The organism is Serinicoccus kebangsaanensis, assembly GCF_008919445.1.
In the GTDB taxonomy this organism is placed as follows: Bacteria; Actinomycetota; Actinomycetes; order Actinomycetales; family Dermatophilaceae; genus Ornithinicoccus; species Ornithinicoccus kebangsaanensis.
In genome coordinates, this window is the sequence record NZ_VSLG01000007.1 from 139,898 (window position 1) to 151,303 (window position 11,406).

At 74.8% G+C, this 11,406-nt stretch carries 13 protein-coding genes; 4 read left to right on the forward strand and 9 right to left on the reverse strand.

Features of this window, described 5'->3' with window-relative positions; genetic code table 11:
* Positions 1-138: 138 nt before the first annotated feature.
* The 3 genes from FXF60_RS09655 (at position 139) to FXF60_RS09665 (ending at position 4,398) form a co-directional block, all read left to right on the forward strand.
* Positions 139-2,469 carry a DEAD/DEAH box helicase gene (locus tag FXF60_RS09655; protein ID WP_151525748.1) on the forward strand — a complete coding sequence of 777 codons (2,331 nt, stop codon included), beginning with the start codon at positions 139-141 and terminating at the stop codon, positions 2,467-2,469.
* Between the two features lie 106 nt (positions 2,470-2,575).
* The gene (locus FXF60_RS09660) at positions 2,576-3,040 is read left to right on the forward strand and encodes a hypothetical protein (RefSeq protein ID WP_151525749.1); all 465 of its coding nucleotides are present in this window, start codon (positions 2,576-2,578) and stop codon (positions 3,038-3,040) included.
* 410 nt (positions 3,041-3,450) lie between these two features.
* Positions 3,451-4,398 carry a hypothetical protein gene (locus FXF60_RS09665; protein ID WP_151525750.1) on the forward strand — a complete coding sequence of 316 codons (948 nt, stop codon included), beginning with the start codon at positions 3,451-3,453 and terminating at the stop codon, positions 4,396-4,398.
* Here FXF60_RS09665 and FXF60_RS16975 read toward each other — a convergent pair.
* From FXF60_RS16975 to FXF60_RS09700, 7 genes are all read right to left on the reverse strand, one after another.
* Positions 4,286-4,666 (reverse strand): hypothetical protein, encoded by a 381-nt coding sequence (locus tag FXF60_RS16975; RefSeq protein ID WP_367889962.1) that lies wholly within the window; start codon positions 4,664-4,666, stop codon positions 4,286-4,288. The genes FXF60_RS09665 and FXF60_RS16975 overlap by 113 nt on opposite strands.
* A gap of 59 nt (positions 4,667-4,725) precedes the next feature.
* Positions 4,726-5,055 (reverse strand): TadE family type IV pilus minor pilin, encoded by a 330-nt coding sequence (locus tag FXF60_RS09675; protein WP_151525752.1) that lies wholly within the window; start codon positions 5,053-5,055, stop codon positions 4,726-4,728.
* A gap of 32 nt (positions 5,056-5,087) precedes the next feature.
* Positions 5,088-5,291 (reverse strand): DUF4244 domain-containing protein, encoded by a 204-nt coding sequence (locus FXF60_RS09680; protein ID WP_151525753.1) that lies wholly within the window; start codon positions 5,289-5,291, stop codon positions 5,088-5,090.
* Between the two features lie 77 nt (positions 5,292-5,368).
* Positions 5,369-5,929: a type II secretion system F family protein gene (locus tag FXF60_RS09685; protein WP_151525754.1), complete on the reverse strand. Its 561-nt coding sequence runs from the start codon at positions 5,927-5,929 to the stop codon at positions 5,369-5,371.
* A gap of 28 nt (positions 5,930-5,957) precedes the next feature.
* A complete protein-coding gene (locus FXF60_RS09690; RefSeq protein WP_151525755.1) occupies positions 5,958-6,731 on the reverse strand; it encodes a type II secretion system F family protein in 774 nt (257 codons plus the stop codon).
* The gene (locus FXF60_RS09695) at positions 6,725-7,780 is read right to left on the reverse strand and encodes a TadA family conjugal transfer-associated ATPase (protein ID WP_151525756.1); all 1,056 of its coding nucleotides are present in this window, start codon (positions 7,778-7,780) and stop codon (positions 6,725-6,727) included. Before FXF60_RS09695 ends, FXF60_RS09690 begins: the two co-directional genes overlap by 7 nt.
* Before the next feature lie 368 nt (positions 7,781-8,148).
* On the reverse strand, positions 8,149-9,054 hold the full coding sequence (locus FXF60_RS09700) for a Fic family protein (RefSeq protein WP_151525757.1): 906 nt from the start codon (positions 9,052-9,054) through the stop codon (positions 8,149-8,151).
* Between the two features lie 383 nt (positions 9,055-9,437).
* On the opposite strand from FXF60_RS09700, the gene FXF60_RS09705 reads away from it, so the two are divergent.
* Positions 9,438-9,902: a phage holin family protein gene (locus tag FXF60_RS09705; protein ID WP_151525758.1), complete on the forward strand. Its 465-nt coding sequence runs from the start codon at positions 9,438-9,440 to the stop codon at positions 9,900-9,902.
* 1 nt (position 9,903) lies between these two features.
* Here FXF60_RS09705 and FXF60_RS09710 read toward each other — a convergent pair whose 3' ends face one another.
* Both FXF60_RS09710 and nth read right to left on the reverse strand, forming a co-directional pair.
* The gene (locus FXF60_RS09710; protein WP_238335796.1) at positions 9,904-10,584 is read right to left on the reverse strand and encodes an NUDIX hydrolase; all 681 of its coding nucleotides are present in this window, start codon (positions 10,582-10,584) and stop codon (positions 9,904-9,906) included.
* Positions 10,581-11,237 carry an endonuclease III gene (gene nth, locus FXF60_RS09715; RefSeq protein WP_151525779.1) on the reverse strand — a complete coding sequence of 219 codons (657 nt, stop codon included), beginning with the start codon at positions 11,235-11,237 and terminating at the stop codon, positions 10,581-10,583. Before nth ends, FXF60_RS09710 begins: the two co-directional genes overlap by 4 nt.
* Positions 11,238-11,406: the final 169 nt, after the last annotated feature.

The following is an 11,406-nucleotide window of genomic DNA, read 5'->3' on the forward strand; positions in this document are numbered from 1 at the left end:
GCGGGCGACGGCGCGGACGAGCCGCGGGACATCGGTCGGATGACGTCACTGTAGTGATGCGCGGCGTCCAGACCTAGCCCGCCCCGCCCAGCGCGTGCTGCCGGGTCCGTCGGTCGCCCGGCGTAGCGTGGGCGCGAGATGGACGACACCCAGGCCGCCCCGTTCGACCCGCAGGCCGCCCTCGACCGCCTGGCCCGAGGGCCGCGGGGCGACCGGCTGCGGTATGCCCGGACCGTCCCGGCGCGCGAGGGCAGCGTGGTCCCGTGGCCGTCCTGGTGCGCGCCACCGGTCGCGGCCGCCCTGTCCGGGGAGGGCATCGACGCCCTGTGGGAGCACCAGGCCACCGTCGCCGAGCTCGCGCGCTCGGGCCAGCACGTGCTGGTCGCCACCGGGACCGCCTCGGGCAAGTCGCTGGGCTACCTGCTCCCGGTCCTGACCGCCCTCTGCGAGGGCGGGGAGGCGCTCACCGGCAGGGGCGCCACGGCGCTCTACCTCGCCCCGACCAAGGCGCTGGGGGCCGACCAGGAGACGCGGCTGCGCTCCCTCGCCGTGCCGGGCATCCGCGTGGCGAGGCTGGACGGGGACACCCCTGGTGAGGAGCGCCGGTGGATCCGGGAGCACGCCCACTACGTCCTGACCAACCCGGACCTGCTGCACCACACCCTGCTGCCGGGCCACGCACGCTGGGCACCCTTCCTGCGGGCCCTGCGCTATGTCGTCGTCGACGAGTGCCATGTCTACCGCGGTGTCTTCGGCGCTCACGTCTCGGCCGTCCTGCGCCGGCTGCTGCGGGTCGCGGCGCGCTACGGCGCCACCCCTACGGTCATCCTCGCGTCCGCGACGGTGGCCGAGCCCGAGGCGCTGGGCCGGGCGCTGGTCGGGCAGCACGTCGTCGCGGTCACCAGGGACGGCTCGCCCCGGCGGGAGACGCTGGTCGCGCTCTGGCAGCCCGGCGAGACCGGTGACGGGCGCCGACGCAGCACCGTGGGCGAGGCGGCCGACCTGCTGACCGACCTGGTCCGGTCCGGGGTCCAGACCGTCGCCTTCGCGAGGTCGCGCGTCGGCGTCGAGCAGGTCGCCTCCCGGGCGCGGGAGGCGCTGGAGGCCCACCCGGCAGATCCCTCCGCCCCGGCACCGAGGGTGGCCGGCTACCGCGGTGGCTACCTCCCGGAGGAGCGCCGCGCGCTGGAGTCCGGTCTGCGGTCCCGGTCCGTCATGGGGCTGGCGGCGACGAGCGCCCTGGAGCTCGGGATCGACATCGCCGGTCTGGACGCGGTGGTCATCGCCGGGTGGCCCGGCACCCGGGCCTCGTTCTGGCAGCAGGTGGGTCGTGCGGGTCGGAGCGGGGCACCGTCGCTGGCCGTCTTCGTGCCGGCGGACGACCCGTTGGACAGCTATCTGCTGGCTCACCCGGAGCTGATCTTCGACGCGCCGGTCGAGACCTGCGCGGTGGACCCGGAGAACCCCTACGTCCTCGGTCCGCAGCTGGCCGCCGCCGCGGCCGAGCTGCCGCTGACCAGGGAGGACGAGCGGTGGTTCGGGCCGGGTCTGCCCGGGATCGCCGAGCAGCTGGTCGTCGGCGGTGTGCTGCGGGCCAGACCCACCGGGTGGTACTGGGCCCGGCCGGACCGGGCCGGCGACCACGTGCAGCTGCGCGGGGTGGGCACGACGGTGCAGATCGTCGACGCGCGCAGCGGGCGGGTGCTGGGCACGGTGGACGAGTCGCGGGCGCACAGCACCGTGCACGAGGGGGCCGTCTACGTCCACCAGGGCCAGCCCCACGTGGTCACCGAGCTGGACGTCGAGGGGGCCACCGCCCTGGTCGTGGCGGGGGACCCGGGGTGGACCACCCGCGCACGGAGCGAGAGCACGTTCACGATCCGCGACACCCGGGAGCAGCTCAGGTGGGGCGCCGCGACGGTGGCGTGCGGTCGGGTGGAGGTGACCACCCGGGTCACCTCCTTCCAGCGCGTGCTCCCGGACGGCACCGTCATCGGCACGCACCCCCTGGCACTGCCCGAGCGCACCCTGCTCACGCAGGCCGTCTGGTGGACCCTTCCGCTCGAGGAGCTCGCCCTGGCCGGGGTCGGCGAGCAGGACGTTCCCGGGGCGCTGCACGCCGCGGAGCACGCCTCGATCGGGATGCTGCCGCTGCTGGCCACGTGCGACCGGTGGGACCTCGGCGGGGTCTCGACGCCGGCGCACCCGGACACGGCAGCGCCGACCGTGATGGTCTACGACGGCTACCCGGGCGGCGCGGGCTTCAGCCGCCGGGGTTTCCAGGAGGTGGTCCGCTGGCTGGCGGCGACCCGCGACCTGGTGCAGCGCTGTCCGTGCGCGGCGGGGTGCCCGGCCTGCGTCCAGTCCCCCAAGTGCGGCAACGGCAACGAGCCGCTCGACAAGCCGGGTGCGGTCGCCGTGCTGGAGCACCTGCTCAGCGAGCGCCACGTCGTCGTGCCGACGGGCTAGGTGCGGCGACGAGGGTCCCCTTCTGCGCTAGTCTCGGCCCGAGGGGCTGGCCTCCCCGTCCACGTCGGCCGTCGGTGCGGAGCACCGCAGCTCAGAAAGGTCCACCATGGTCGTCTTCGCCCTGATCCTGCTGATCGTCGCCGCCGCCGTGGTCGTCTACATGTGGCTCGCGACCCGCGGCATGGACCCGATCGCCATCTCCTACGGCGTGCTGAATGTCGAGATCACGCCGATCTGGCTGTTCACCGTCGGCGGGATCACGCTGGCCGCGGCCACCTGCGGCCTCTGGCTGCTGGCCGTCGGCACCCGCGCCAAGGCGCGGAGGGCACGGGAGGTGCGCGACCTGCGCCGCCAGGCGAAGGACTCCGACCGTCGTGCCGAGCGGGACCGGGACGCCGCCCGCCTGGGTCAGTCCAGCTCCGGCGGCTCGGCGACGACGTCCGGGTCGACGGACCGCCCGGCCGCGAGCACCAGCACCCAGGACGGGCCGTTGCTGCCCAGGACCGGCAGCCGCGGCCAGGGTGGCGCGGCCGGCGCCGGACCGGGTGGGCAGTCCCCCGACCACGGCTGACTGACGCCAGTCAGCACCGGCGGGGGTCGAGACTGCCCTCGGCGGCGGCGCCGGCCACGGTGGAACCAGAGGTGGCGGACTCAACCCCCCTGCAGTCGAGTCCCACGCGTCGGGATCGCCCCGCCCCTGGAACGTCCCACCCGTGCCTCCGGTGACGACCTGACTTCACCCCACCCTCCGGGGTGAGGTCAAGCCACGAGACCTCGCGCGCTCAGGAGATGCCATCCGCCCGCCAGCAAACTGTGAAACTTCTCGGGCACGCCGCAGGGCCGCACGCTCGAACGCCGAGCCGTTCCGGGACTCGGCGGTTCGCCCGGCACCTCCCCGCCAACTGTGAAAGTTCACGGCTGAGCGTTGGCGGCACTCGCAGATGAGCGCCACGATGGCCCCTCACTGGGAGGAGGTCGGGGATGACAGGGACGCAACCACCACCGGCGCGCGGCGTCGGGCACACGGGTCCGTTCGACGCGGCCCTGCGCGACGCCCTCGTCAGCAGCGGACTGACGTTGGAGCGCGTGCGCGAGCGGCTCCGCCGACGTGGCCTGTCCGTGAGTCTGTCGACGCTCAGCCACTGGCAGACCGGGCGCAGCCGGCCGGAGCGGGCCACCTCCCTGCAGGCCGTCCGGGAGATCGAGCGCATGGCCGGGCTGGCACCCGGCAGCCTGGTCTCGTTGCTCGGGCCGCACCGACCGCGGGGCAGGTGGACGCACCCGGGAGCGGCCGCCCTGCTGGCGGCGGTCGGACGGCCGACGTCGGGCAGCGTGGCCGAGACCCTGATGCCGCTCATGCAGCGGTCGGCGGGGGTGCTGACGACCCGGGCTGTCGACGAGACGGTCACCGTGGACGCCCGCGGTCACCTCCAGTCGATCCGCACCCGCATCGTGGTGGAGGCCAGCGCCGGGTTCCCCGACCGCTACACCGCCGTCTACGTGGGTCCTGACGGGACCTCGAGCAGCCTGCTCGGCCTGCGGGCCGTCTGGGGCTGTCGGGTCGGCCGGGTGCGGCGGCACCCGTCGGCACCGGTCATCGTGGCCGAGCTGCTCTTCACCGCACCGTTGCTCCTCGGTCAGCACCACGTCGTGGAGTACGAGGTCGTCGACCGGACCGCTGCGGTGCGGCACCGCCACGGAAGGTTCATCCCGCAGGGCGCGACGACGGCACTGATCACCGCGGTCTTCGACCGGTCCAGGGTGCCCGCTCGATGCTTCGGGCGGGCCGGGGACGAGCCGCAGCGGGGGCTGACCGTCAACGCCGAGCACGCCGCCCACATGGTGGACCAGCGGACTGCCGCGAGGCGGCTCGAGATCTCCTGGGAGTGGTCCGAGCAGGGACCATCCCTGCACGGGACCGGGCGGTGAGGGTCCACGGTGTGTCCGCTACCGGTCGGGCCGCCTCGAGCGCCACCTCGGGCCAGGGTCGGTCCGAGGCGCGGGTGAGCGCGCAGGTCACGATCTGCGCTCCGTGCCGGTCTGCGACCCGCCGGGCCGTGGCGCACGCACCCGCCTCGTCCGCACCCTCGACCACCGCGCCGGCAGCCGCCAGCGCGGACAGGTCCGCCGCGGTCCTGGCCTGCTGGCCGGCCACGAGGACCGCCACCACCGCCAGGCCTCCGAGCAGGACGGTCATCACCGCGGCGATGACCCCGACGGCGAGCACGGTGGCCGAGCCGGCCTCCCCCGACCTCCTCACGGACCGACCCCCGGCTCCCACAGCGCCCTGGCGCTGGCCCGCGCACCGGGCAGAGCCGGCAGCAGGCGGACGCGCGGCCTGGCCCGGACCTCGACCCGTGCTCCTTCGTCGTCCGCGAGCACGCTGACCCGTGCCCCGACGGGGGCTCTGGACCTCGCGAGGTCCTGGACCGTCTCCGTCGGCTCGCCACGGGATGCGGCGCGCGCCGCGACGCGCGCCGCATCCTCGCACCGGACCTGGTCCACGCCCAGGCTGAGCGCGGTCAGGCAGATCGCGAGCACCAGCAGGATCGACGGGATGGTCAGGGCCAGCTCGGCGCTCACCATGCCGCCCTCCCGCGTCAGGCGCCCGCGAGCCCTCACAGCGAGACCGACAGCGCTGTCGTGATCACCGACGTCACCACGCCCTTGATCGCACCAGACTTCAGGATCGCCAGCAGCACCGCCGCGAAGGCGCAGGCCGCGATGGTGCCGACGGCATACTCCGCCGTCGTCATCCCGGCGTCGCCCCGCTCGCGCAGCTCGCGCACGGCTCGGCGCAGGTGGATGGTGGACTTCTTCATGTTTCCCCTCCTTGTGGATGGGCGCACCCCCGGTCGGGGGCACGCGTCACGGCCGCGTCGCGACCGGGTCTGGGGCCTCACCAGGACAGGTCCTGGACCAAGGCGAGGACGAGCGGCGCCACGGTGGTCAGCACGAAGGCCGGCAGGAAGGCCAGCCCGAGCGGCACGACCAGGCGGACGCCGAGGCGGGCCGTGGCGGCCTCGACCCGCGCGACGGTCTCCCGGCGAAGATCGGTGGCAGCCTGTCGCAGGGCCGGGCCGGGCGGCACCCCGGCGAGCGCAGCCAGCTCCAGGGAGCGTCGGGCCGGCGACCATCGTGGCCCGGCGGCCTCCCAGCTCGGCCCCGCGTCGACGCCCTCCTGCAGCGACCTCCCGACCCCGTCGAGCTCCTCGCGGAGCGGACCCTCCAAGGTCGCCGCGACGGTGCGGGTCGCGGCGCCGAGACCGGCGCCGCCCTCCAGCGAGAGCGCCAGCAGGTCCATCGCCTCGGCGACCCCGGCGGCGCTCGACCCCACGCCCCGTCGCCCGCGTGCGCTCCGGGGCCGCGGCGTCCACCCGCGCTCCGGGGCGCCCCACCCGGCGAGCGGGATCAGGGCCGCCGTCAGCGTCACCAGGGTCAGCAGCATCCCGGAGCTCATCGTCGACCTCGGCGCAGGTGGCACCCTCTCATCGCACGTCCTGCAGGACGGTGACCATGAGGCGGCGGACCATGACCTGCCCGACCAGCAGCAACGTCGCTCCGGCCGCGAGGCAGGCCCACGCGACGGGTGTGGCGTAGAGCGAGGCCGGGCCGATGCCCACCACTGCCGACAGACCGATGCCCGCCAGCGGGAGCCAGGTCAGCACGGTGGCGGTGGCCCGCGCCCCCGCGCTGGCCGTGTCGACAGCACGCTCGAGCCGCTGTCTCTCCCGGGCGGCATGCGCACTGACCCGCAGGGCCGCCGCCAGCGGAGCACCCGTCCGCGAGGCGACCTGCCACGCCCGTGCCACGCTGGACAGCGTGGGGCTGTCGCTGCTCCGGGCGACCCGCTCCCACGTCGGGACCAGGCTCTGTCCGTCGAGCGAGGCGCGGGCGAGGGCCTCCCAGTCCGTCGCCCGCCCAGGGTGCGCGCGTGGCCGACCGTCCGTGGCGAGCGCCACGGCTCGTGGCACCGGGAGGCCCGTCTCGAGAGCGGCCGCGATGGTGTCCACGACGTCGAGCTCCTCGGCGGTGCGCCGGTCGAGGCCAGCCCGTGCGGCGGTCCCGGGCAGCACCCGCCGCAGGAGAGCGCCGGCGCCAGCCCTAGGGCGGCCGGGAGCGCCGGGGCGGCCGGAGGCGCCCGCCTGCTCCCGAGCCAGGTCCGGCGCACCCCGCAGCAGCACCAGCACGGCGGCACCCGCGGTGACCGCCAGGGCGGGGACCAACCACCCGGTGCCGATCTGCTCGAGCGTCGTCACCACGGCAGGGCCTCTGGTGACAGCCCGATGCGCTCCAGCAGGTCGGGCAGCGCTCCCCCCGCGCTCCACGCGCCGGGCCCGCCGGACAGCGCCGGTCGCACGACGACGCCCCGGTCGGCCACCGCCCCGAGCAGTGCCACCTCGCGCAGCCGTCGCCTCCCCTGGGCGTCCCGGGCGAGGTGCAGCACCACCTCGATGGCACTGCTCAGCTGGGCGTGGACGGCGTGGCGTGACATGTCCGCCAGGGCACCCAGCGCCTCGAAGCGCGGGACGACGTCGCCTGCGGTGTTGGCATGGACCGTGCCGCAGCCACCTTCGTGACCGGTGTTGAGCGCTGTCAGCAGCTCCCTCACCTCGGCCCCGCGGACCTCGCCCACGACGACCCGGTCCGGACGCATGCGCAGGGACTGGCGCACCAGGGTGGTCATCGTCACCTCGCCGCGCCCCTCCACGTTGCGGGCGCGACCCTGCAGGTGGACGACGTGCGGGTGGACCACCCGCAGCTCCCTGACGTCCTCGACGACGAGGATGCGCTGACCGGGATCGCACCGCGACAGCAGCGCACCGAGGAGGGTCGTCTTGCCGGTGCCGGTCCCCCCACTGACCACGAAGGAGGCACGGGACGCCACGACGGCGTCGAGGACCGTGAGGCCGAGCCGGTCCACCACGCCCCACTCCGCGAGGTCGTCGAGGGACGGCACCCGCTGGCGCGGCACCCGCAGGCTGACGTGAGCCCCGCCCTCCACCAGTGGGGGCAGGACCGCGTGCAGCCGGAGCCCCCGCGGGAGCAGGCCGTCCACCCACGGGCTGGACTCGTCGAGACGCTGACCCGCCAGGGCGGCCAGCCGCACCGCGAGCCGTCGCACGCTGCGGTCGTCGGCGAGCCGGACCTGGGTGCGGTGCGCTCCCGCCCCACGGTCGCACCAGACGCTGTCCGGTCCGTTGACCAGCACGTCGGTGACGGCGGGGTCCTCGATCAAGGACGCCAACGGACCGAAGGCGGCTCTCAGGTCAGGCTGGTCCAGAGCCGAGTCGGCGGATGAGGTGGTCATGACGACGACGGTGACCCGGTCGCCCACCACCGCACCAGAGCCGCCGCGCGATCTGTGGACGACCACACGCTCCGCTGGCGGGATGTGGACACGGTCCGGCACCCGGACGCGGCGACCGTGTGAACGGTCCAGAAAAGGGGACGGCCCCGGCGGGGGGGGAAGCCGGGGCCGTCGGTGTCCAGGATCAGGGGGGGATGACCCTGAACACCCGCGCTACAACTCTTTCGAGGAGCGCTGGTCATCAAGTATGCCCCACTCGCCGGGGGCAATGCAAGCGATACCCGACACCCCGGGTGCTGGACATTCCGGGCACCGGGAGAGCACCCGTCCCGGCGACGCAGGGCCCGGAATCCGGCGCCCCGGCGAGGCTATCCCGGGGGCCTCTCGGGAGCCGCTGCCGACCCCGCGTCGAGCCGCCCGGCACGCACCGCGTCGGCCACGCGCCCACCCTCGGCCGCCCCGCGGACCACGGCGTCGGCGCAGTGCTGCAGCCAGAGCCGCACACCGTCGCCACCTCCCGTGGCGTAGGCGCCGAGGGCGCCCCGGTAGTCGGTGCCGGCACGATCGGCGTGACCGACCTCCGGCACGGCCACGCCGGTCGGGTCGACACCGCACACCTGGAGCACGATCCGCTCCAGGGCCCGGGCGACCAGACCGTTGGCCCCGACGAACGGGCGCGCCACCGCGATCTCCGCATGCGCGACGGCCGCGACGACGAGGGCCGGCACCCGGCCCGTCGGCACCTCCTGGAGCAGCTCGTGGACCAGGCCGAGCCGGGCGAAGGCCGTCGCCGCCGGTGGGGCCGGGCCGAGCACCTCGTCGCCCACGGTGGGTTCCGCGTCACGGCGGGGGCGTCCCAGCTGGTCGTGCGGGACCAGGCCCGCCGCCGCCGCGGTGTGCAACCGGGCGAGCAGCTGGGCCGGGGCCCTCAGCTGCGCGGCAGGCACCCGCTCGGTCGCCGCGGTGACGCGGGCCGCGGCGACCACGGTGCGGCGCAGGGGATCCGCCTCGTGCACGTCCCAGGGGAGCGCACCGCGCATGACATCCCTGACCAGGTCGACACTGCCGACCGAGCCTGCGGGCTCGGCACCCTCGAGGAGCGCGGTGGCGGTCGCGCCCCGCACCCGCGACTCGGCCGCGGCCTCCGGGGTGCGGCGCCGCAGCCCCTCGTGCCACCGGAGCTCGGTGCACGCGGCGCGCGCGGCGTCCACGGCCTCCCGCACCCCGGGGAGGTCGGCGAGGCCACTCACCGCGTGCTCCACCGCCCTGCTCATCGACCCCACCCTAGGGTGCGGCCGCGCAGGCTCCGCAGGGCACCGCCCGACCGCGCGGCCGGCCGACCGTGGTTACCCAGAAGTCTTTAACAAATCTTTGCCAAAAATGGCGCAGAGCACCCCGGAGCGGCTGGCAGACTTGACTCATCGACTCAAGGAGCCCCCTCTCCGGAGGGCGCGGCTCCGCCGGCTGTCACGGGACCGGTTCGTCGACACGGGTGCCCGCTCGGCACTGAACAGGGGGTGCCGGGCGGGCACCGTGCTGTCCGGGAACTGTCCTCCGCTCATGGCCACCACGCCGACGACGTCGGCCGAAGGACCGGCACGCACGCCGCGGCGGGCAACGGCTGCGACCGAGGTGGTCAGGGGATACCATCGCGGGCATGGCAACTCCTGCGAAGACTGACACCACGTCGCTGACGGGCGAGACCGGGAAGCGGTCGTTGGGCCAACTCGTGTCGGACGTCTCCCTGGACGTCTCGCAGATCATGCGCGGCGAGATCGAACTGGCCAAGGCCGAGATCAAGCAGGACGTGACCCACGCGGGCAAGGGCGCGGGGATGTTCGCCGGGGCCGCCTTCTTCGGCCTCTACGGTCTCGGGCTGCTGTGGCTGGGTCTGGCGGGGGTCATCGCGATCTGGCTGCCGTGGTGGGCCGGTCTGCTCATCATGGCCGGGGTGCTCTTCCTCGTGGCCGGCATCCTCGCCCTCATCGGCAACAGCGAGCGGCAGAAGGTCCACGGCAAGCCGGACCGGGCCATCCGTGAGGGCAAGGAGACCGTCAAGACGATCAAGGCGGCCGCCCAGGGCCAGCAGCGGGCCACCGCGATCGAGTCCTCGCACTCCTGAGTCAGAGCCGCAGCTCCCGGGTGGGTGCATCCGGCCACGCCGGCGCGATCCCCGCCAGGTCCAGCACCCGGTCCAGGATGCCGGCGGTGAAGCCCCACACCAGCAGTCCCTCCACCTCCCAGGCCGGACCCACGAAGCCGGAGGGGTGATGCACCCAGAACCGCTGCGCCGGGTCGGTGAGGTCACGGACCGCGGGCTGGACCACCCGGGCGACCTCCCGCTCGTCCTTCGCCCACAGCGCTGACGGCTCCGGCTCGCGCCACCAGGCCAGCACCGGCGTGACGTCGTAGCCGGACACCGGGATGTGCAGCGTGGGCAGGTGTCCCAGCACGTCGACCGTCGCGGGGTCCAGGCCGACCTCCTCCTCGGCCTCCCGCAGCGCCGTCGCCGTCGCGTCGTCGTCGGAGGGCTCGGTCCCCCCGCCGGGGAAGGCCGGCTGCCCGGCGTGCGAGCGCATCGAGTGCGCGCGCTCGGTGATGACCACCGTCGTGCCGGCCGTGTCGTCCTCTCCCTGGCTCGCCGCACCCGGGGCGAAGAGCACCAGCACCGCAGAGTGGCGGCGCCCGCCCTCCGGCGGCGGGAGGAACCGGCTGAACCGCTCCCCCGGCAGGGTGGGGAGCAGGGCCGCCAGGTCGGTCAGCCAGGTCGGTGGCGCGGCCGGCCGCCCATGGTCACCGCTCACGCCCTGGGCCCGGTGCGGACCAGGCCGGCGGCCCGCTCCGGGTCCGTCTCCCCCGCACCGAAGGACGGGCACTGACGCGACACCGGGCATACCCCGCAGGCCGGACGCCGCGCGTGGCAGGTCCGGCGGCCGTGGAAGATCAGCACGTGCGAGAGCTGGGTCCAGTCACGTCGCGGGAAGAGCTCGCCGATCTCTCGCTCGACCTTCACCGGGTCCTCCTCCGCCGTCCAGCCGAACCGGCGGACCAGGCGGCCGAAGTGCGTGTCCACCGTGATCCCGGGCACGCCGAAGGCGTTGCCGAGCACCACGTTGGCCGTCTTGCGACCGACTCCCGGCAGGCTCACCAGGTCCGTCAGGCGACCGGGCACCTCGCCGTCGAAGCGCTCCACGAGCGCCGCGCCCAGCTTCAGCAGGGACTCGGTCTTGGCGCGGAAGAAGCCCGTCGGCGCGATGATGCCCTCGACGTCGGCCCGGTCGGCGCCCGCCAGCGAGCGGGCGTCCGGATAGCGGGCGAAGAGCGCCGGGGTGACCCTGTTGACCCGGACGTCCGTCGTCTGCGCGGACAGCACCGTGGCCACCAGCAGCTGGTAGGCATCGCCGAAGTCGAGCTCGCAGTCCGCGTCCGGGTAGCGCTCGTGCAGCAGGCGGTACATCCGACGCGCCCGCCTGGTCCGCGCAAGGGCGCTCTCCCCCGTCGGGGTCGTCGCCTGCTGCTCGTCCTGCCCGCTGCGCACGCTCACCCGCACCAGCCTAATGGGGGTGCAGGTCTCACTCTCGACTCGTGCGGGTTGGTGGGAGGCTTGTGGCCGAGCCGTCGGCCGG

What these genes read in the sequence shown, in the direction of transcription:
- FXF60_RS16975 (WP_367889962.1), bottom strand. Translation starts at nt 4,666, where the DNA reads ATGACCGTCCTGCTCGGAGGCCTGGCGGTGGTGGCGGTCCTCGTGGCC.
- FXF60_RS09660 (WP_151525749.1), top strand. Translation starts at nt 2,576, where the DNA reads ATGGTCGTCTTCGCCCTGATCCTGCTGATCGTCGCCGCCGCCGTGGTC.
- FXF60_RS09655 (WP_151525748.1), top strand. Translation starts at nt 139, where the DNA reads ATGGACGACACCCAGGCCGCCCCGTTCGACCCGCAGGCCGCCCTCGAC.
- FXF60_RS09665 (WP_151525750.1), top strand. Translation starts at nt 3,451, where the DNA reads ATGACAGGGACGCAACCACCACCGGCGCGCGGCGTCGGGCACACGGGT.
- FXF60_RS09680 (WP_151525753.1), bottom strand. Translation starts at nt 5,291, where the DNA reads ATGAAGAAGTCCACCATCCACCTGCGCCGAGCCGTGCGCGAGCTGCGC.
- FXF60_RS09685 (WP_151525754.1), bottom strand. Translation starts at nt 5,929, where the DNA reads ATGAGCTCCGGGATGCTGCTGACCCTGGTGACGCTGACGGCGGCCCTG.
- FXF60_RS09675 (WP_151525752.1), bottom strand. Translation starts at nt 5,055, where the DNA reads ATGGTGAGCGCCGAGCTGGCCCTGACCATCCCGTCGATCCTGCTGGTG.
- FXF60_RS09695 (WP_151525756.1), bottom strand. Translation starts at nt 7,780, where the DNA reads ATGACCACCTCATCCGCCGACTCGGCTCTGGACCAGCCTGACCTGAGA.
- FXF60_RS09700 (WP_151525757.1), bottom strand. Translation starts at nt 9,054, where the DNA reads ATGAGCAGGGCGGTGGAGCACGCGGTGAGTGGCCTCGCCGACCTCCCC.
- FXF60_RS09705 (WP_151525758.1), top strand. Translation starts at nt 9,438, where the DNA reads ATGGCAACTCCTGCGAAGACTGACACCACGTCGCTGACGGGCGAGACC.
- nth (WP_151525779.1), bottom strand. Translation starts at nt 11,237, where the DNA reads ATGTACCGCCTGCTGCACGAGCGCTACCCGGACGCGGACTGCGAGCTC.